We start from the raw sequence: 19,787 nt of genomic DNA, 5'->3' as shown, positions 1-19,787 counted from the left end.
TTGTCTCCTCGCCGAGACTTCGACCACGTCCGGGCCCCGCAGTTAGCTCGGCTTCAGACTCCGGCGATATCCTTGAACCATGAATGAAGCGGCGGTCTGCCACCAGTGAGCACTCAGGTATTCGAATCGGTCACCCGATTCACGTCTCGCGCCGCCGTTCCCCTCGTCGTCATCGGCGGACTCGCCGTGGGTCTGGCCGCGATGCTATTCACCGGAGCGGCTTCTGCGACGCTCCTCAATGACCCAGGTCCCTACGTTCGGTACGGTCTGCCCGCCGCGAAGTTCGTCTTCAACATTTCAATGGCACTGACCTTGGGCGCACTGATGTTCGCCCTCCTCATCCTGCCCCGCACCCGGGGGCGCGGCAGGAGCCGGAAGGCGACTGCCGCAGCCGCCAATTCTGGGGTCCCCGACGAGACCCCGCTCAATGTGCTGTGGGAAAAGACCCTGAAGATCGCCGAGGTGGCCTCGGTCGCCTGGACCATCTCCGCCGTGGCCGTCCTCGTCCTCACCTTTGCCGACACGGTCGGTGCGCAGGCCTACCTCGACTTCTCCAATCAGCTCGGCGTGTTTCTGACCCAGATCGCCTTCGGTCAACTCTGGACACTCATCGTCGTCCTCATCGCCGTCACCTCGACCCTGTGCTTCGGCACCCGCAGCTACCTGGGCATCGCTTTGGCAGGCGTCCTCGGCGTCGGCGTGGTGATCCCGCTGGCGCTGATGGGACACTCCGCCGAAGCCTCCGGACACACCCAGGCCGTGAACAGCATCGGTCTCCACCTAGTGGGCATCATCATCTGGTTGGGCGGCCTCTTCACCATCGCTCTTCTGGGCTCGGACCTCGCCCGCTCGCACCAGCTGCGCACCACGATCGAACGCTATTCGTCGTTCGCGCTCATCGCCTTCGCCATCGTCGCCTATTCCGGTGTTGTGAACTCCCTGCTGCGCGTTCACAGCTTCGCTGACCTCATGACCCCTTACGGGCAGGTGATCGTGGCGAAGGCTTTCGCGACTATTCTGCTCGGTCTCGTCGGGTTCTGGCATCGCCAGTTCGTCATCCGACGACTGGGGGACGCCGCCTCGGCGACTAGGGAATTCTGGCGCCTCATCATCGTGGAATTCATCATCTTCGGCGCCACCATGGGCCTCGCGGTCGCTCTGTCACGGTCTCAACCCCCGGTTTCCCAGGAACCTGTCGGCGACCCGACCCCCGCAGAGATCCTGACCGGCGACCCACTTCCGCCCTCGCCGAGCTTCGCCCGCTACTTCACCGAATGGTCCCTGGATCCGCTGTGGGTCGTCGTTGCCGTCGGCCTGTCTGTGGCCTATATCGTCGGGTTCATCAACCTCCGGCGCCGAGGTGATTCCTGGCCGATCCATCGCCTGATCTGCTGGCTGCTGGGCATGATCTTCCTCGTCTACGTCACCTCCGGCGGTGCCCGGGTCTATGGCGAGATCCAGTTCTCCGGACACATGATCCAGCACATGCTTCTCATCATGGTGGTGCCCCTGCCGATGGTCCTCGGTGCGCCCATCACGATGCTCATGCGGGGGACGAAGGCGCGCACGGACGGTTCGCGCGGCATCCGCGAATGGGTGCTGTGGCTCGTCCATACTCCGTACATGAGGTTCTTCGCGAACCCGATCTTCGCAAGCGTGAACTTCGCTGGTTCGCTTGTGATCTTCTATTACTCGGGCATCATGAAATACGCGCTCGAATGGCACCTCGGCCATGAGCTGATGATCATCCACTTCCTCGGCGCGGGCTATCTGTTCGCGCAGGCGCTCATCGGCATCGATCCCGGAGTGAAGCGACCGGCGTATCCGCTGCGCCTGCTCATGCTGCTCATCACGATGGCCTTCCACGCGTTCTTCGGCATCTCGATCATGAGCTCAGAAGTTCTCATCGAGGGTGATTGGTTCGGAAACATCGGCGCTGACTGGGGCTACTCGGCAATCGAAGATCAACAGTTGGGTGGTGGAATCGCCTGGGGCATCGGTGAGCTCCCCACCCTGTTCATCGCGATCATGGTGGCCTTCCAATGGTCGAAGTCCTCGGATCGCGAAGCCAAGCGAAGCGACCGCCGCGAAGCCCGCACCGACGACGCAGAACTTCGCGCCTACAACGACATGCTCGCCAATATGGCACAGCGCGACGCGAACTCCAGCCCACGAGGCAGATGACTGCACACCTCGTGTGCGGGAATGTGCACAGATAATTCCCGAATTCGAGCCGTTCCTGCACCCATTCATTCTTCACATGGCGCACACTGTTGCTTGGATCATATTTATCTACGGCGTGACACAATCCGCGCCGATGACGTGGACCTGAAGCCGCATAGCTGGGGCTTACAGGCACACCTCCGCACGGGCTGAGACGCCACAGCAAGTCGATTCGCGCATTCAACGCTGATGCGGATCGTGGAAATCAAGGAGAGTCATGAGTTCTTCGAACAATGCCGAGAGAAAGACGATTCGCACCCAGCTGCGCAAGGTCGTCGCCGCCTCGATGGCTGGAACTATCGTCGAGTGGTAGGAGTTCTTCCTCTACGGAACCGCGGCCACGCTGGTCTTCCATATCCTGTTCCCGCCCTCGGACGACCCGCTGAACGCGATCCTCGCGGGCTTCGCTACCTATGCTGTCGGGTTCATCGCGCGGCCATTCGGCGGCATCATCTTCGGCCACTTCGGCGACAAGTACGGACGCAAGAAGCTGCTGCAGCTCTCGATCATCCTCGTCGGTGCGGCCACATTCCTCATGGGCTGCCTGCCGACCTTCGACTCGATCGGCTATTTCGCTCCGGTTCTGCTGGTCATTCTGCGCCTGATCCAGGGGTTCGCCGTCGGCGGCGAGTGGGGCGGCGCCGTCCTTCTCGTGGCCGAGCACTCCCCGAACAGGGAACGCGGGTTCTGGGCATCCTTCCCGCAGTCGGGTGTGCCGCTGGGCAATCTGCTTGCGACCGGTGTGCTCCTCGTCCTTACGGCAACACTTACCGAAGAGCACTTCATCTCCTGGGGCTGGCGCGTCGCCTTCTGGCTCTCGGCCGTCATCGTACTCATCGGTTACTACATCCGCACCAGGGTCTCCGACGCTCCGATCTTCGATGAGGTTCAGTCCGAAGAGATCGAGGAGGGAGTGGACTACGGCATCAAGGCCGTCTTCAAGCGCTACCCCCGCGAGGTTTTCTCCGCGATGGGACTGCGATTTGTGGAGAACATCCACTACTACCTGGTCGTGACCTTCTCGATCACCTATCTGGCCATCGCCGTCGGTGTCGAACAGGCAGAGATCCTCGGCGTACTGCTCGCCGCCCACGCAATCCACGCAGTCATCGTGCCACTGGTCGGAGCGGCAACGGACAGAGTCGGTCGTAAGCTCCCCTACGGCATCGGCATCGCGTTGACGGCCACCTGGGGCTTCTTCGCGTTCCCGATGTACGACACCGGCAACGCCTTCGTCATCTTCCTCGCACTGCTCATCGGCCTCATCTTCCACGCACTGATGTATGCCGGTCAGCCGGCCATCATGTCGGAGATGTTCCCGACCCGCATGCGCAATTCGGGCGTCTCGACCGGCTACCAGGTCACGGCTATCGTGGCCGGATCGTTTGCGCCGATCATCGCCACTGCGCTGCTGCAGAAGTTCGAGTCCTCGGTGCCGATCGCGTTCTATCTCCTCGCAGCCGCTGTGATCTCGATGATCGCGCTTCTGTACACGAAGGAGACGAAGGGCATCGATCTGCGTTCACTGGATCAGGTGGACAAGGACCGTCGAGACGCCGCGCAGCGCTGATCACTTCATGCTGATCGCGCTGAGCTGATCAGATAAGGCTGATCAGCTCACCACCACACGGTATCGGGCGGTTCCGATGAATATCGGCACCGCCCGAAACCATGACAGCGCACAATACAGTGGAAGCACAACACGTTTGAAGGGACAGCAATGGTCGATCTCAGCAGCAAACGCGCCCTCGTCACAGGGGGCGCCTCCGGCCTCGGCAAGGCTATGAGCGAAGCTTTCGCCGCAGCCGGAGCGCACGTTATCGTCGCAGACGTCCACGCGGAGTCTGCGGAAGCCGTGGCCGACGACATCGGAGGGCAGGCGTGGACGGTGAATCTCGCGGATACCTCGGCGCTGGATGGGGTCGATCTCGACGTCGACATCCTCATCAACAACGCCGGCATACAGAGGATCCACCCGATCACGGAATTCCCGCTTGAGGAATGGCGGCTCATCAACACTCTCATGCTCGAAGCCCCCTTCGTGCTCACCAAGGCCGTGCTGCCGGCGATGTGCAAAAGGGGATGGGGGCGGGTCATCAACCTCTCCTCGATCCACGGCCTGCGCGCCTCGGCGAACAAATCAGCCTATGTGGCCGCTAAGCACGGGCTCATGGGACTGACGAAGACGACCGCGCTGGAAGCCGGCCCCCAGGGCGTCACCTGCAACGCCATCAACCCGGGCTACGTGCTCACACCCCTGGTCAAGGGGCAGATCACGGACCAGGCGAAGACGAACGGCATCAGCGAAGACGAAGTGCTCGAGCAGGTCTTCCTCGGCCACTCTGCGGTGCCGAAGCTTGCCGAACCGGAGGATATTGCGCAGTTGGCGCTGTTCCTGGCCAGTGACGCGGCCGCCGTCATCAACGGCAGTGCCCACAGCATCGACGGTGGTTGGTCCGCGGCCTGAGACCCTAAGTCTCGACGTGCGAGTCTGTCTCAGAGAACTTCGAGGACGCTGCGGACCCCTGCATTGCGCAGGGATTCGTGGCGGACCGAAGCCCAGTAGGAGACAGGCTTCGAGAACTCCTCAGGCAGCACCTGCACGAGGCGACTGTTGCCCACAGCGAGGAAGTCGGGCAGGATCCCGATCCCAACTCCGTCTGATGTGGCAAGCACGTGCGCATGCACCGAGGTGGAGCGGAAGAATCCCTTGCCGCGCGGCAGTGCGTTGCCCGCCTCGTCGAGGTCATCGACCTGGAGCGAGTTCTCGATGTAGTAGACAAGACGATGCTCGGCAAGATCGTCAAGCGTCATCGGCAGCGAATGGGTTTGCAAGTATTCGCGGGAGGCGTAGAGCTGGAGCCGATAGTCGCGGATGTGCTTCGCGACGCTGCGTGGAGCGTCTGGCCGGCCGACGACGACCTCGATATCGACGCCCGACCGGTACTGCCGGGCCCGCTGCGTTGCCGTGATGAGTTCGAACTGCAGACTGGGATGGCTCCGTTGCAGCTGGGCTAGGGCCGGCACCGCGAATTCCAGGGCGAAGGCCTGCGGACAGGCCAGGCGAATCGTCCCGGATAGGGCAGAGCTGGAGTGGGCGTCGATGCGCCCCAGAGCAGACTCGATGTCCTCGGCCACCGGCAGCAGGAGTCGTCCGGCAGTGCTGAGCTCCCAACCGTCCGGTGAGGCCACGAGCATCCGCTCGCCGTAGGCTTTCTCCAGCGCTGCGATACGTCGGGACACCGTCGTGTGGTTGAGGCCGAGGCTGTGCGCGGCGGCGGTGAACTTTCCCAGCCGAGCCACGGCAAGCAGTGTCAGCAGATCTTCGGGAGAGATCTGCGAACCGGACCCGCCTGGTGCATATGAAGCCATAGTGGTTCCATCCTATCTGCGTGCGCGCACATATCCGGTGCGGAATATGTGATTCTGCGCGAACCGTGTTGCCTCAGCGACTGGCGTAATGTGAGGGGAAACACTGCACCACCTGAAGAACATGATGCGAGGAGGCATATTATGTCGACAATTGGATGGGTCGGCCTGGGAAACATGGGTCGTCCGATGACCGCGAATCTGGTGAAGGCCGGTCACACTGTGAATGGTTTCGATCTCGTGCCAGAGGCCGTCGCCGCGGCAGCTGAACACGGTGTCACTGCCGTGGGCTCGATCGCCGAGGCGGTCGCCGGCGCCGACATCGTCTTCACAATGCTGCCGAAGGGTGAGCACGCCCGCACCGCATACCTGGAGCCCAACGGCGTGCTGGCCAATGCTGACAGGAAGACCCTCCTCGTGGATTCCTCGACCATCGACTTCGACTCCGCCCGCGCCCTGCACTCCGAGGCAGCCAAGGCCGGCTTCCGCTTCGTCGATGGTCCGGTCTCCGGCGGCGTCACCGGCGCCGAAGCTGGGACTCTGACCTTCATGCTCGGCGGAACCGATGAGGATGTCGCCGAGGCGAAGTCCTTCATCGAGCCGATGGCCGGCAACATGTTCCACGCCGGTGGAGAGGCCGCTGGTCAGGCCGCCAAGATCGTCAACAACATGATGCTCTCGATCAGTCTGCAGGGCGTTGTCGAAGGTGCAGTGCTCGCCGAACGTTTCGGGCTTGACCCGAAGGTCTTCTACGACATCGCAACAGTCTCCTCCGGAGACTCCTGGCCGCTGCGCACCTGGTACCCCGTGCCCGGCGTGACCGAGACCGCAGCCTCGAACAACTCGTTCCAGCCCGGCTTCGCCACTGCACTCATGCACAAGGATGTTGGACTCGCCCTCGCCGGCGCCGAAACGCAGGGCCTCGACCTGCCGGCCGCGCAGCTCGTCCACGCTCAGCTGCAGAAGCTCATGGACGAGGGCTTCGACGGCCTCGACACCTCGGCGCTGATCAGGAACATCGATCCGAAGGCCCCGGGCCTGCCCGAGTAGATGCTGCAACGCGACCTCATGGCTCGCAGACTCCGGGTTCTCAGTCGACCGCTCCCACGGTCGGCAGTCCACCCGGGCCTGCAGGCTGCGCAGGGACGTGGAAGACTGGAAGCATGAGTTCTTCAGACACACCTGCATCACTGACCGAGGACGCGATCGCGTCTATCAGAGACAACCTTGACGAGGTTGCCGAACGCACAGCGACCGCCGCCGAGGCGAGCGGACGAGCACGTGATGACGTGCGCGTGCTGCTCGCGACCAAGACTCAACCGGCAGAGAGGATCCGCGTCGCCATCGAGCACGGCTTCACGCTCATCGGGGAGAACAAGGTGCAGGAGCTGGTGAGCAAGGCCGATGACATTGCGGATCTGGACCATCAGGCGCATCTCATCGGCCCCCTGCAGAAGAACAAGGTCAATCACACACTGCGCCATGCGCACTGCATCCAATCCGTCGACACTCTTGAGCTTGCGACGAAGATCAGCAATCGACTGGACGTCCTCGATCAGACCATTGACTGCTTCGTGCAGGTCAACACCTCGCGTGAGGACTCGAAGTCCGGGATCGCGCCCGAGGATGCTGAGGCACTCATCTCCGAACTTCGTGGGTTCACCCGGATGAGATTGCGCGGACTCATGACGATCGGTCTTCCCGGGCGGACGCCCGAAGAGATCCGTCCCAGCTACACCGAACTCCGTGAACTCAGCGAGAAGCTCCTCACCTCGGGCGTCATGCCCGCCGAAGCGAGCGAACTCTCCATGGGGATGAGCAGCGACTTCGAACTCGCCATCGCCGAAGGCGCCACCATGGTCCGCGTCGGTTCGAGCGTCTTCGGAACCCGCGACTAATCCTGACGCGGCTTCAAGGCACGGCCGTCACTACCGCTGGGACTCTGCGCCTTCTGGCGGAAGTGGGCTCGCAAGCCGTCGATGAGCGCCCCGCGCCAACAGGCAAAGTCGTGACCGCCCTGATAGACAGACAGCGACGTCTCGCACCCCTTATTGCTGAGCACCTCAGCGAGTCGGCGCGTGTGATCGATCATGAGGTCCTCTCGGCTGCCTACGGCGAGGTGGAACTCCACCTCGGGGCGCTTCGCCTCTGAGAACTGGCACGTCAGCCAGGTGTCGGTGTTGAGTCGGTCGAGATCGGCCGGGCTTGCCTCGCCTCCCGGATGCCACCAGAGCGACGATGAATGTGCGAGGACTGCACCGACAGCTGTGGGGGAGTCGAGTGCCATGAGCAGGGCCGACAGCCCGCCCAGGCTCTGACCTCCAACGATCCGCTGCGAGCGGTCGGGCAGCGCATAGCCCTGCTGCCCCAGATCGTCCTCGATCTGTGGCAGCAGCTCATCTGTCACCTGCTTGAGGAACTCCCGGTTGCCTCCAAGAGCGCCGACCCGCAGCGCGCGGCTTCGGGCGCCGATGCCGATGATCACGATCGGCGGCAGACCGGCCGCTTCGCAGGCGCGGGCCACATCGAGCCCTTCGAACCAGTCGTCGCCGTCGAAGAGGACGAGCAGACCCTCCGGCCGCTTCGTGTCGGGCGTATAGACGTGCACCGGGCAGGTGATCCCACCGATCTCGCGAACGGAAGTAGTTACGAATCCGGGGGCCGCCTCGGCGGAGGACCACATGCTGTGATCGGGTGCCAGGGGCCCGGAGAACACGGAGGTCCCGACGGTGGGCTCGGACACGTTCGGCCTGCGCAGGGGCGCATCGGCGTTGAATCCATCGACGAATACCGACGGCCCGACATTCCGCCCCGTGCCCATCGGCTCTGGCATGTCCGAGGTCGAGGGGCTGAAACCGTAGGAACAGCGGAGATCGGCGGGCAAGGTCAGGGTCACGCCCCAGATTCCCATGCCGGGCACGCGGCTCATGATGCCCAGTGCCTGACGGTGTTTGTCGGTTACCCGATTGGCCACGAGTCTCACACTGCGGATCTCGGGGTCGGTGACGCGGTAGAGGAATGTGATATCCCGCATATCTTCGTCGGTCTCACACGGGTTGACTATGGGGGTGCCGAGCGTGGCGACGTCATTCCAGAATCGCTCCTCGCTGTCGGCAGAAGCGCTGGCGATCCCGGTGTCGGCCCCAAAATAGGCGGCCTGAATGTCTGTGAAGCGCACGAATGAATCCTTGCAGATGGTCCTTCTGGGCAGGTGTGGACGGTATCGTCCGAGCAGCCGGGTGAGTATCGCATTGCGGACCTCGAGGTTCCGCGCTGGACAGGACTGCTGACAGCATTGCTAGTCTAAGGGATTAGGTTAGGCTTACCGACATAGAAGCTCATCGGATTCTTGACGTGCTGGGTGGACTCAGTCGCCGGTCGAGTTCTCTGCACCGCTCCATCGCGATGGCTGGCAGACCCACGAGCACCCTGAATGGCTTCACCCTGAACGGAACCACGACAACGTCGCCCGGGATCTCGGAAGAGATCGCGGCTGTACCAAGGAAAGCAATGAAAAAGAGCTTGACGATCATCGGTGCCGCTTGTGCCCTCGCACTCGCCGGCTGTGGAGGGGCCAGCTCCGGAGCCACGAATGACACCTCCGACGAGGCGGATTCGGGCTCAGACCTCTCTGTCCCCCTTCCGGAAGGCTGGGAAAAGGTCGGGGGAACAAGCGACTTCTCCTCGATCGAGGCGGAGCCGAAGCTGCCGGCGAAGGTCAAGGACGGCACGGACACCGAGGTCGAGGTCAAGGACATCGACAAGATCATCGTCGCCGGGGACGGGGTCGCCTCCACTCTCGGAGCGCTCGGCCTCAAGGACAACATCGCCGCCGCACCCGAGAACTCGACGTCCCCGGAGGGGCTTGGGGCGCCGGAGCACTTCGAATTCACGAAGGAAACGGGAGTCGAGGGACTGCTCGCGATGAACGGTACCCTCTTCATCGGCGACAACACCAAGCGTCATGGCTCGGTCGCCGAGCAGTTCCGTGACGCCGGCACCGAAGCTGTCGTCATGGATGATCAGCAGTCGCAGGGAGACAAGCTCAAGGCCGTTGCTTCCTATGTGGGAGCCGAAGACGCCGGTGAGGAACTGGCCGAACTCGTTGACGACCAGCTTGCCGATGCCGCCACGATGGCCAGGGAATCCGATAAGCAGGATCTGTCCGTCATCGAGGTCACGGCCAATGGTGCAGGAGGGCAGAACGCAGTGGCGGGCACCGGAACGCCGGGCAATGAGATGATCGAGACCCTCGGCTACACGAGCGTCGGGTCGGAGTCGAAGCTGCGCGGATACTCCCGCGAATTCAGCAACGAGGGAATCGTCTCCTCTGCGCTCGACGTCATCGTCATGGCCGAATCCGACTACGAGAAGTGGGGCGGTGAGGAGGGTCTCTGGGAGGCATTCCCGACGCTCCAGCAGACCCCTGCCGGAGAGAACTCCGCGATCTTCGTCATGCCCGATGCCCAGCTGAAGTATTCCAGCCCCGAAATCGGCGTCGGAGCCCAGGCTCTCGCCAAGGCCGTCGCGAAGCTTCCGTGACTCGGTCAGTCTCCGAGCACAGCAGTGTCACGAAGGATCATCGTGGCACTGCTGAACCCGGTCAGCGCACAGACCAGAAAGCCGAGAGGCGCGCAGACAAGAAGTCGGAGAGGCGTCATGATGTGCGACGGCTGCCGCTTCTGACCTGTGTGGTCATCGGCCTGGCCGTTCTGGCTCTGCTCATGACCATCTCGGCGTCGGTCGGTCCGCTGCGCATACCGCTCGGCGACGTCGCCCGGATCGTGTTCGCCCAGCTGGGACTCGTCGACGGTGGGGACCTCAGCCAGCGCGACGTCTCGGTCGTGTGGCAGCTGCGCGTCCCCCGCGTGCTCATGGGCGTCTTGGTCGGTGCGGCGCTGGCGATCTCCGGTGCCGCTCTGCAGAGCCTATTCAACAACCCGCTCGCCGACCCCGGCATCATCGGGGTCAGCGGCGGAGCCTCGGCGGGCGCGGTCGGCGTCATCGTGCTCGCCGGCAGCTCCATCACCTGGCTGCTGCCTCTCGGCGCCTTCCTCGCCGGTCTCGCGGTCACCGGCCTGATCTACGTCCTCGCTCGGCCCGGTCGCAACACCGGAACCTCGCGCATGCTGCTCGTCGGTATCGCCGTGGGGTCCGGATGCCAGGCGCTGACCGGCTTCTTCACGTTCATCGCCGATGATGCGCAGCTGCAGACGCTGACGTTCTGGCAGATGGGCTCGCTGAGCAAGGTCACCTGGGCGCAGATAGCGGCGACCGTGCCGATCTTCGTCATCGGGTTGGCCATTCTGCTCATCAGCACACGCGCTCTCGACGTGCTCACACTTGGGGAACGCGAAGCCCAGCACCTGGGTCTCAACGTCAAACGGAGCCGCCTCGTCATCATCGTCGCGACCGCACTGCTCACGGGTGCGGCGGTCGCCTTCGCCGGTGCTATCGGCTTCGTCGGGCTCGTCGTTCCGCACATCGTGCGCATCATCGTCGGCCCCGGCCACCGAGGACTGCTCCCGATCTCGGCGATCGTCGGATCGATCCTCATCGTCGCCGCCGACTGCGCTTCCCGCGTTGTGGCCCCGCCGGCCGAGGTGCCCATCGGACTCTTCACCGCGGCCGTCGGTGCGCCCTTCTTCCTGTTCCTGGTCGTGCGAATGCGGAAAAGCTCATGGTGACGAATATGATGAGAGAAGTGATGAAGGAAGCAGAGGACCCCACCGCCGAGGTTGTCATCCGAACAGAGGATGTGACCTTTGCCGTCGACGGTCGTGAGCTCGTCTCCGGAATCTCGTTCAGCCTGCGGGCCGGGGAAGTCGTGGCTCTCGTCGGGCCCAACGGTGCTGGAAAATCAACGATGCTGTCCCTGCTGGCCGGAGATGTCGCGCCGACGCAGGGCAGGGTGGAGATCTCGGGCATCGACGTTCGTTCGTGGAAGCCAGGACCCCTGGCGAGGAAGCGATCGGTCATGCTCCAGCACAACAGTTCGAACTTCTCGTTCAGTGTGAGAGAAGCCGTGCATATGGGGCGTCTGCCCTGGGGCGTCGACCCTGTGCGCGACGAGGAGCTGGTCGCCGAGGCGATCGAGGACTCTGATCTCGCCGGTTTCGAAACCCGGGATATCACGACGCTGTCCGGTGGCGAGGCCGCTCGTGTCTCCTATGCCCGGACGAGAGTGCAGACGACGCCCGTCATCTTCCTCGACGAACCCACCGCGGCCCTCGATCTCAAACACCAGGAGACCCTGCTGCGATCGGTCAGGAATCTGCGAGATGAGGGAGCGGCCATCATCGTGGTCCTCCACGACCTCAATCTCGCTCTGAGATATGCGGACCGAGTGCTCGTCTTCGGCAATGGAGAACTCGTCGCCGATGGAGTACCGGAAGAGGCGTTGAGCGAGGAACTCGTCGAGGAAGTCTACGGCCAGCGCGTGCGCAGGCTGAAAGCCGAAGGAATCGACACCCCGATCCTCATCCCCGTGTGACGTGCGAAGCCCAGACCCGAGGTGTGCGAAGCTCCGGTTTGAAACGTGCGGAGCCCCGCGGAACCCACAAAGCGCGGAGGCGCGCCATCCCGGGCCGCGACGGAAGGTCACATGATGACACCCGGACTCCCGCCTCGGCGGTGAATCTGTGAAGATGGAGGCATGACTAACAGTCCGCAGGAAACCGCAGCCTCGGCGGGAGATCCCTCCGCTGCATCATCGTCCACCGTGTCGAAGTCCGCCGTGCCCCACGTCGTCAAGGTGCGCGCACCTGAACTCATCGGCCGCCGATGGATGAATTCCGGAGGCAAGGAGCTGAGCCTGGCCGACTTGCGCGGCAAGGTGATCCTGCTCGATTTCTGGACCTTCTGCTGCATCAACTGTCTGCACGTGCTGGACGAGCTGCGCCCGCTCGAGGAGAAGTACGCACAGGAACTCGTCATCGTCGGCGTCCACTCCCCGAAGTTCGAGTTCGAGCGCACAGTCGAGGCCGTCGATCAGGCCGTCGAGCGCTACCAGGTCGAACACCTCGTCCTCGACGACCCGGACCTCGTTACCTGGCAGGCCTACACCGCCCGGGCCTGGCCCACATTGGCCGTCATCGACCCCGAGGGCTACCTGGTTGCGACCCTGTCGGGTGAAGGCCACGGCGCAGGGCTCGGTGAGATCATCGAGGGGCTCATCGAAGAGCACTCGGCGAAGGGCACACTGCACTCCGGCGACGGACCATACGTGCCGCCACCTGCGCCGGAGACCGAGTTGTTCTACCCCGGGAAAGTCACCGCACTGCCCTCAGGCAACCTGCTCGTCGCCGATTCGGGACACCACAGCCTCGTCGAATACGATTCCAGCGGACAGACAATCATCCGCCGCATCGGCACCGGTGAACGCGGAGCGGACGACGGCGATCTCACCTCGGCGAGTTTCAGCGAACCCGGCGGCATCACCGTCCTCCCCGATGATGTGGCGGCGAAGGCCGGCTATCACCTCGTCGTCGCCGACACCGTCAATCACACGCTGCGCGGCATCAACCTCGAGACCGAAACCGTGACGACGATCGCCGGCACCGGTGCGCAGCATATGGTCGGCGCGATCGACAACGTGGTCGGCACCTACGGTGAACTCGGCCGCTACGACGGTCCCGCTCTCGACGTGAAGCTCTCCTCGCCGTGGGATGTCCTCTTCGTCCCTTCCACCGCCGAGGTGGTTGTGGCGATGGCAGGCAACCACACTATCTGGTCGTTCGACCCCGAAGCCGGGTCGATCCGCCTGCTCTCGGGCACCATGAACGAAGGCCTGGCCGACGGCGACTCTGAGAACGCGTGGTTCGCGCAGACATCGGGCCTTGACCTCAGCTCCGACGGTGATGTGTTCATCGCCGACTCTGAGACGTCTGCGATCCGCCGCCTCGACCCGAACACCGGATCCGTGTCCACGCTCATCGGCGAGGGACTCTTCGACTTCGGATTCCGCGACGGACCCGCAGCCGAAGCCAGGCTGCAGCATCCCCTTGGGGTGCGGAGACTGCCTGATGGTTCGATTGCGATCGCCGACACCTACAACGGGGCGATCCGCCGCTACGACTTCACCACGAACGAGGTCTCGACCCTGGCCCGTGGCCTGCGCGAACCTTCCGACATCTTCGTCCTCGAAGCCGCCTCAGCCGCCTCAGCCGCCTCAGCCGCCGAATCGACCGACGGCACCGAAGCCGCTGAAGCCGAACTCCTCATCGTCGAGTCCGCCTCACACGCCCTGACGAGAGTGAAGCTGCCCAAGGATGCTCAGCGCGTCGACGAGGGTGCGCTCACCAGCAATCGCCCTTCGACCGAGATCGCGTCGGGCCCAGTGTCCGTGACCGTGAGCTTCACTGTTCCAGCAGGTCAGAAGCTTGATGACCGGTGGGGTGATCCTACGTATCTGCAGGTTTCGTCGACACCTCCAGAGCTCATCGTCTCCGGCGACGGAGGAGCTGAAGGTCTCAAGCGCGACATCGTCATCAACCCTGAACTTGCATCAGGGGTCCTGCACGTGACCGCACGCGCTGCCGCCTGCGACGGCGAACCAGGCGGAGAGATTCCATTGCACGCGGCATGCCATCTCTACCAGCAGGACTGGGGCATTCCAGTCGACCTCGTCGCCTCCGCCCCCGCTGAACTCACCCTCGACCTCCGCGGAGCCTGAGACTCGCCGCTACTTCACGGTGACGTCGCCGAGGCGGCGCGGATCGAAGCGGACCTGTGAGGACTTGACGATGACAGAGCCTCCCATGACGAAGGAGAGGGTTTCGTCGAAGTCATGCTCGGCCGCTGTGACGATGTCGCGGTAGCGCCCCTGGATGCGCACCTCCACCGTTGAGGGAGTGAGCTCGAGGTCATTGCCCGAGGCGGCCAGGCTGACCCGGGGTTCACGTACCAGCGACCACTTCACATCACCGAGGATCTCGTTGTCCGTGTCGTAGCCGAACACACAGTCCGAGGGGTACAGAGTCTTCGCCTTCACACACTTGTGCAGATGCTCGCTGACCTGTTTGTCGACAGCCTGCTCCAGCTTCGCAGTGGGCTCGGGCGACAGCGCGATCTGGGCGGTGTCGGTCGGTGCGATCACCTCGGCGCGTTCGGGCTTCGACTTGAGATAGGTCGCATCGAAGCCGACGAGGTAGGTCGCTGGGAACAGCACGGGGACCGTTCCGGCGGCGACTCCGTACCCGTTGACAGTGGCAGTCGACGAGCCTTCGACCTGCAGATCAAGGGTCGGCCACTTCTTCTGCTCGATGACCCACCTGTCGAAGAGCCCGGCAGCCGCCGGCAATTTCACCATGGACAGGTCCACGGTCTGCGTCTGCGAGGACAGCACATAGCTCAGTGAGACCTTCGCATGGTCGTCGTCTATCGAGACCGTCTTCGCCTCGGCATCGCGCGGCAGGTCGGGAGCGGCAGAGAGCACATCATGATTGAGTGCCAGAGTCGATGACGGGGTGGGGGAGGAGAGGTAAGAGAACGCGCGCTCGGCATCGGCATGCTCGATTGCCGAAATATAGGCTTCAGCGGCGCGGGCAGGTGTGTAGACGGTGAGGTTGAGGAGGGGAACCGCGGCCACAGTGAGGACGATGACCAGAAGCGCCGAAATCAGAAGTTTGCGCGAAGTTCGCATTGCTTCTCCTGAATCGGTGGGGGATGGAGGGGATTTCAGTTTAATGCCAATTGCCCGCAACTTGAGGCCATGAGCAGTGCGGACACACGGGACAGTGGAGTGGCAGGGGTTATTCCACCGAATACGCGTGCAGCGCCGAGGTGTCGACCTCGACGAAGACGTGGGTGCCGATTTTGACGTTGGCGCGCAGTGAGGCGATCGATTCGCCGAGGCTGGGGTGCAGGACTCCGAATCCACCCCCACCCCCGGAACTACCAGAGCTACCGGAGACCCCGGCCAGGTCGGCCAGGTCCACGTCGAGGGCGAGTCCCATCTCCGTATCCACCGGCGAGAGTTTCGCCTGCAGGCAGGATCCGCGATCGCGGAGTCCGATCACAATGGCTTCGAACACCGTCGCCGAGGTGAACGCCGGGTCGTGTTCGTCCAATGATAGGAGCGCACTGCGCCACCCCAGCGTGACGAAGACCTTCCCGTCGAGTTCTGTTCGCGCCTTGACCGCGGAGTGACCGATCGACAGCCAGCCCTTGCGCGCCAACCCGGAATAGACATTGACACCGCTGAGTTCGGCCGGCAGGGAGCCCCGAGGTTCCGTGACGACCTGTTCCAGAGTGCCGAACGCGACGAGCTCACCTTTTTCGATATTGGCCGTCCCCGCCTCGGCGACGGTGAAATCGGTCAGCGTATTCGAGGTGAAGACGATCCCGCGGCCGTGTGCTGCGGCCAGATCGGCCAAGCGGCCGCGCAGGCCGGCACGCACATGGCCGGGGACGGATGCGAAGGGGTCGATGAAGGTCAACCATGTCGAACCGCTCGCCCACGCCACAGCCAAGCCGAGTTTCGCATATTCACTGGCATCGAGTTCGCCGAGCCGGGACTTCAGTGTTTCGGGTTTGACCCCGAACTCCGTGTACGCCTGAGCCAATGCCGCCTCCCCAGATCCGGCATTGGCTTCGCGAAGATACTTTCTGACCCAGCTGCGCACACGAGTTCGCCCCGACCGGAGACCGGTCGGGAACTGCGGTGGAGGTGCGACGTCGGAGCGCGCAGCAACGGACAGCACCACCTCAGTGGTGCTGTCCGTGCTGCCCATGAGACCGAGCATTGTCCCTGCTCGGAGACGACCGAGATCGATCTGGTGTCTTCCGAGGTGCAGCCCCGCTAGGGACAATTCATCGTTCAACGGACCTTAGAACTCCGCAGGATCGTCGGAGGCGGTCATCCGCCGACGAGTGATGACGACAGCTGCGGCACCGACGACGAGGAGTCCGACGCCGAGGGCCAATCCGGTCATTTCAGCACCGGTGCGGGGCAGGTCGCTGCCACTGTCGCTGCCGTTGGCTCCGCCTTCATCGACCGAGGTGCCGTTGGTGACGACGGTGAAGCTGCCGCCCTGTGGCTTGTCGAAGCTGTCCGCCTGGGCACGAACATTGTAGGTTCCCAGAACAGCCTTGACCTTCGCCTGCACTCCGAAGGTCGCCTTGCCCTCAGAATCAGCTTCCTTGGTCATCGTGTAGCGATCGACCTTGCCCTGGGCATGCTCGACCGTGATCGTGATCTTCTCACCTGGCTGTGCACCGGTGATGCCGAGTTTGATGCCCTCGTCGAGGAAGTCCTCGGAGCTGATCTCGGTCGGATCGATGATGAGCGCCTGGGTCGCGGTGGCCGCGGCCTTCTTCTCACCCTCATCGGTTCCGGGGCTGGCCGGAGCGGTTGTCTCCGAAGGCGCTGCCTCGGTCGCGTCCGCGGTTTCCGGAGCCCCGGACTCCGGAGCCTCGGACTCTGGAGCCTCAGATTCGGTGGGAGCTGGTGCCTCCGTGGTCTCGTCAGCTTTGGCCTTCGACTTGTCGTCGGTGTCCGTGGGCTCGGGCGTCTCGGACTCAGTCGGCTCTTCGGACTTGGTCTCAGAAGGCTTCGGTGCGGCCGGCGTCTCCTTGGCCCTCTTGGTCTCAGAAGGCTTCTCGCTCGGCTCGTCCGACTTGGTCTCAGACGGAGTCGGCTTTGCGCTCTCGGATGGGTCCTCCGTCTTGGTCTCCGACGGGGTTGGAGCAGGACCGGTTGCAGAGGTGCAATCGTCGCCCTTGGCCTTGTCGTCGACGTCTGAAGCGCTGGGCACGACCTCGAAGGACACCTTCGAGGAGTCCTTCTCGGTCTTCTCATCGGTGAGGTAAAGCGAGTAGTTGCCCGCAGGAACCTTGGCGTCGTCCGTGACGGAGAAGAAGTAGGTGCCGGACACCTTGCCCTTATCGTCGACGGTGAGCTTCGTCTTCGGCGAGTACTTGGATCCATCGGTGCCGACGACCGTGACGGTCGCCTTGTCATCGGGGGTGAAGCCGGTGCCGGAGAATCCGATGCCCTTTTTGCGGTCCGCGATATCGGCCCGGGTCACCTGTGCATCTGACAGAGTCGCCTGTGGGTCCGAGCTGTCGGGAACCTTGGAGTCGGTTTCGGGGTCGTCAGACTGCTGTGCATCGTCATATGCACAGAGATTACTTGCTGCCGGCACCGTAGCGGACTCTGTCGCTGCGAACGCGGGAGCGCCAGCAAGACCTGTCAATGCAACGGCTACTGCGGGGGCAAGCACAAGACGCGAGGTCTTCACAGTAATGCCTTTCGATTGTTGTCAACCCACGAAAGGCGATGGAACTCCCGGCATTCCTTGGCTTAAGAAGAGGAAGGCACCATCGTGCGCGGGTTCGTACAGCTCCTAACTCTAAGGCATTCACGGTCCCCTTTGGGGAGACACACGGGAGAAAACCAGCAAAAACAGCGGGGATTGTTACGGTTTCGTTACCAAATTGCGGCGTGTTGCGGCGGCTGTGAGATTTTTCGCCCCCTCTGGAGCCCCGATCACTGCACTCCTGAGCCCCGGGCGACTACCATCGGAAATGTGACTCTCCTTTCCGATCGCGACATTCGCGCCGAGCTCGACTCCGGACGCATCGCCCTCGACCCCTATGACCCTTCTCTGATCCAGCCCGCCAGCGTCGATGTGTGCCTGGACCGCTATTTCCGTCTCTTCGACAACCACAAATACCCTGTCATCGACCCGAGCCTCGATCAGCCCGAGCTCACCCGCTTCGTCGAAGCTGCACCGGGAGAGCCCTTCGTGCTGCATCCGGGCGAATTCGTGCTCGCCGCGACGCACGAGCTCGTCACTCTGCCCGATGATGTCGCGGCACGTCTGGAGGGCAAGTCATCGCTGGGGCGGCTCGGGCTGCTGACCCACTCCACTGCCGGCTTCATCGATCCCGGATTCAATGGTCATGTCACTCTGGAGCTCTCCAACGTCGCGACTCTGCCCATCACCCTGTGGCCGGGGATGAAGATCGGCCAGCTCTGCTTCTTCCGTCTCAGTTCGGCCGCCCTCAACCCCTACGGCTCCCAGGCCACCGGCAACCGGTATCAGGGACAGCAGGGCCCCACAGCTTCCCGTTCGCACCTGAACTTCTTCCGGAGGGACATGTGACCACTCGCCGAGAGCTGCGGATGCAGCGTGAGGGGGTCGAGCGTGTCAATGACACGGATGTCTCGGCGGACCTGCGCGGTTTCCATCTGCTTCTCCTCGATGAACAGGTCGAGGTCTCCGATGTGCTCGCGCTCGTGCACAACCGGCTGCCCGACCTTGCTCCCCGTCTGGACGACAACGGCCAGCTGAGGTTGAGCCGACATTCGCGTCTCAGTGAGGGCGTCGACCTCGACGAGTCTGCGATCGCCGCGCTCGAGTTGCCCGACTGGGCTCATCACGCGGTTGTCATCGACTGCCCCCGGGACCGTGAACCGGTACCGCCGCCGGATTGGTTCAGCGACGCCGACGGACTGCATAAGGCGTTTCCCCGGGGTCTGCCCGATAGGGAAGAGGAGCGGATGCTCAGCCTCATCCTGGCCGTGGCATCACGCCTGCACACAGGCATTCGCCTCGCAGACGAAGATGGCCTGCCGACTCGGGTCATCGTGCCCGATCCGGAGGCGAAGATCGATCTCTACCTCTATTCGCCCTATTGGCTCGAGCCTGATGTGGCACTGTCGCTCGTGCGCAAGCACGCCTCGCATGCCTTCCAGCAGGCGCTTCCGACGCCCGATGAGGCGGTCCTTGCCCAGGCTGCGATCGACGATCCTCTCTTCGACGCTTCGGCGCCGGTCATCCTCGACGGCTACTCCCTCCTCGTCCCGCTCGGGGACATCCACGAGGCAGCTGGCATCCTCGAAGTTCGTGTGTCCGAGGCTGACTGGGTGCCGCCGATCATTGCCAAGCATCTTCAGATGCCTCTCATCGAATATCACCTGCATTGGATGGATGCCGAGTCGAAGCGCTATCAGCCGGCCCAGACTCGGCGCTTCCGGCGGATGCGCAACCAGGTGGCCAGCCTCGTCGACAGCATCGGAGCGGAACTGCTCATCGGCTGTGACGGCACCGGCCTGGACGAAACCGGCTTCCTCGTCACGAGCAGCCAACTCCGCAGCTGAATCAGTCCGCTCCGTAGCCGACCCAGCCTCGTGCGCGAGCTGCCGCAGGTTTCTGCAACGAATTCTGCACGGGAATGTTCACCGTGTT

At 63.3% G+C, this 19,787-nt stretch carries 15 protein-coding genes and 1 pseudogene; 11 read left to right on the top strand and 5 right to left on the bottom strand.

The window, feature by feature from the left end; genetic code table 11:
- Nucleotides 1-105: 105 nt before the first annotated feature.
- The 3 genes and pseudogenes from BSP239C_RS07965 (at nt 106) to BSP239C_RS07955 (ending at nt 4,690) form a co-directional block, all read left to right on the top strand.
- Complete coding sequence (locus tag BSP239C_RS07965) at nt 106-2,184, top strand: cytochrome c oxidase assembly protein (RefSeq protein WP_101571626.1); 2,079 nt, start codon at nt 106-108, stop codon at nt 2,182-2,184.
- A 256-nt stretch (nt 2,185-2,440) separates the two neighbouring features.
- A pseudogene (locus BSP239C_RS07960) lies at nt 2,441-3,793 on the top strand (MFS transporter).
- Nucleotides 3,794-3,943: 150 nt separating this feature from the next.
- Complete coding sequence (locus BSP239C_RS07955; RefSeq protein WP_101571624.1) at nt 3,944-4,690, top strand: 3-hydroxybutyrate dehydrogenase; 747 nt, start codon at nt 3,944-3,946, stop codon at nt 4,688-4,690.
- Nucleotides 4,691-4,719: 29 nt separating this feature from the next.
- Here BSP239C_RS07955 and BSP239C_RS07950 read toward each other — a convergent pair whose 3' ends face one another.
- On the bottom strand, nt 4,720-5,595 hold the full coding sequence (locus BSP239C_RS07950) for a LysR family transcriptional regulator (protein WP_096159519.1): 876 nt from the start codon (nt 5,593-5,595) through the stop codon (nt 4,720-4,722).
- A 90-nt stretch (nt 5,596-5,685) separates the two neighbouring features.
- Here BSP239C_RS07950 and mmsB point away from each other — a divergent pair, with 90 nt between their 5' ends.
- Complete coding sequence (mmsB, locus tag BSP239C_RS07945; protein WP_374701023.1) at nt 5,686-6,642, top strand: 3-hydroxyisobutyrate dehydrogenase; 957 nt, start codon at nt 5,686-5,688, stop codon at nt 6,640-6,642.
- A gap of 113 nt (nt 6,643-6,755) precedes the next feature.
- Nucleotides 6,756-7,490: a YggS family pyridoxal phosphate-dependent enzyme gene (locus BSP239C_RS07940; RefSeq protein WP_101571622.1), complete on the top strand. Its 735-nt coding sequence runs from the start codon at nt 6,756-6,758 to the stop codon at nt 7,488-7,490.
- Here the strand turns inward: BSP239C_RS07940 and BSP239C_RS07935 are convergent.
- Nucleotides 7,487-8,770, bottom strand: a complete 1,284-nt coding sequence (locus tag BSP239C_RS07935) for an alpha/beta hydrolase-fold protein (RefSeq protein ID WP_101571620.1) — start codon at nt 8,768-8,770, stop codon at nt 7,487-7,489. The genes BSP239C_RS07940 and BSP239C_RS07935 overlap by 4 nt on opposite strands.
- Before the next feature lie 332 nt (nt 8,771-9,102).
- Between BSP239C_RS07935 and BSP239C_RS07930 the strand changes: the two genes are divergently transcribed.
- The 4 genes from BSP239C_RS07930 (at nt 9,103) to BSP239C_RS07915 (ending at nt 14,266) form a co-directional block, all read left to right on the top strand.
- Entirely contained in the window at nt 9,103-10,134 is a 1,032-nt protein-coding gene (locus BSP239C_RS07930) for a hemin ABC transporter substrate-binding protein (RefSeq protein ID WP_101571618.1), read from the top strand.
- On the top strand, nt 10,131-11,279 hold the full coding sequence (locus BSP239C_RS07925; RefSeq protein ID WP_257930125.1) for an iron ABC transporter permease: 1,149 nt from the start codon (nt 10,131-10,133) through the stop codon (nt 11,277-11,279). Before BSP239C_RS07930 ends, BSP239C_RS07925 begins: the two co-directional genes overlap by 4 nt.
- Before the next feature lie 20 nt (nt 11,280-11,299).
- The gene (locus BSP239C_RS07920; RefSeq protein WP_096159537.1) at nt 11,300-12,085 is read left to right on the top strand and encodes a heme ABC transporter ATP-binding protein; all 786 of its coding nucleotides are present in this window, start codon (nt 11,300-11,302) and stop codon (nt 12,083-12,085) included.
- Nucleotides 12,086-12,247: 162 nt separating this feature from the next.
- Nucleotides 12,248-14,266: an NHL domain-containing thioredoxin family protein gene (locus BSP239C_RS07915; RefSeq protein ID WP_101571616.1), complete on the top strand. Its 2,019-nt coding sequence runs from the start codon at nt 12,248-12,250 to the stop codon at nt 14,264-14,266.
- A gap of 9 nt (nt 14,267-14,275) precedes the next feature.
- Here the strand turns inward: BSP239C_RS07915 and BSP239C_RS07910 are convergent, their stop codons facing one another.
- From BSP239C_RS07910 to BSP239C_RS07900, 3 genes are all read right to left on the bottom strand, one after another.
- Complete coding sequence (locus BSP239C_RS07910; protein WP_101571614.1) at nt 14,276-15,235, bottom strand: hypothetical protein; 960 nt, start codon at nt 15,233-15,235, stop codon at nt 14,276-14,278.
- A 109-nt stretch (nt 15,236-15,344) separates the two neighbouring features.
- On the bottom strand, nt 15,345-16,325 hold the full coding sequence (locus BSP239C_RS07905) for an ABC transporter (protein ID WP_257930124.1): 981 nt from the start codon (nt 16,323-16,325) through the stop codon (nt 15,345-15,347).
- 96 nt (nt 16,326-16,421) lie between these two features.
- Entirely contained in the window at nt 16,422-17,834 is a 1,413-nt protein-coding gene (locus BSP239C_RS07900) for an LPXTG cell wall anchor domain-containing protein (RefSeq protein ID WP_145997421.1), read from the bottom strand.
- Between the two features lie 288 nt (nt 17,835-18,122).
- On the opposite strand from BSP239C_RS07900, the gene dcd reads away from it, so the two are divergent.
- Nucleotides 18,123-18,701: a dCTP deaminase gene (gene dcd, locus BSP239C_RS07895; protein WP_101571608.1), complete on the top strand. Its 579-nt coding sequence runs from the start codon at nt 18,123-18,125 to the stop codon at nt 18,699-18,701.
- Nucleotides 18,698-19,699: a hypothetical protein gene (locus BSP239C_RS07890; protein WP_101571606.1), complete on the top strand. Its 1,002-nt coding sequence runs from the start codon at nt 18,698-18,700 to the stop codon at nt 19,697-19,699. The genes dcd and BSP239C_RS07890 overlap by 4 nt, the downstream gene beginning before the upstream one ends.
- Nucleotides 19,700-19,787: the final 88 nt, after the last annotated feature.

This window comes from Brevibacterium sp. 239c (genome assembly GCF_900169365.1).
In the GTDB taxonomy this organism is placed as follows: Bacteria; Actinomycetota; Actinomycetes; order Actinomycetales; family Brevibacteriaceae; genus Brevibacterium.
This window is presented reverse-complemented; position numbering and strand designations above follow the sequence as displayed.

Bases quoted from the DNA above. Each gene is read 5' to 3' on its own strand.
- BSP239C_RS07955 (WP_101571624.1), top strand. From the start codon at position 3,944: ATGGTCGATCTCAGCAGCAAACGCGCCCTCGTCACAGGGGGCGCCTCC.
- BSP239C_RS07950 (WP_096159519.1), bottom strand. From the start codon at position 5,595: ATGGCTTCATATGCACCAGGCGGGTCCGGTTCGCAGATCTCTCCCGAA.
- BSP239C_RS07940 (WP_101571622.1), top strand. From the start codon at position 6,756: ATGAGTTCTTCAGACACACCTGCATCACTGACCGAGGACGCGATCGCG.
- BSP239C_RS07930 (WP_101571618.1), top strand. From the start codon at position 9,103: ATGAAAAAGAGCTTGACGATCATCGGTGCCGCTTGTGCCCTCGCACTC.
- BSP239C_RS07920 (WP_096159537.1), top strand. From the start codon at position 11,300: ATGAAGGAAGCAGAGGACCCCACCGCCGAGGTTGTCATCCGAACAGAG.
- BSP239C_RS07915 (WP_101571616.1), top strand. From the start codon at position 12,248: ATGACTAACAGTCCGCAGGAAACCGCAGCCTCGGCGGGAGATCCCTCC.
- BSP239C_RS07910 (WP_101571614.1), bottom strand. From the start codon at position 15,235: ATGCGAACTTCGCGCAAACTTCTGATTTCGGCGCTTCTGGTCATCGTC.
- BSP239C_RS07905 (WP_257930124.1), bottom strand. From the start codon at position 16,325: ATGGGCAGCACGGACAGCACCACTGAGGTGGTGCTGTCCGTTGCTGCG.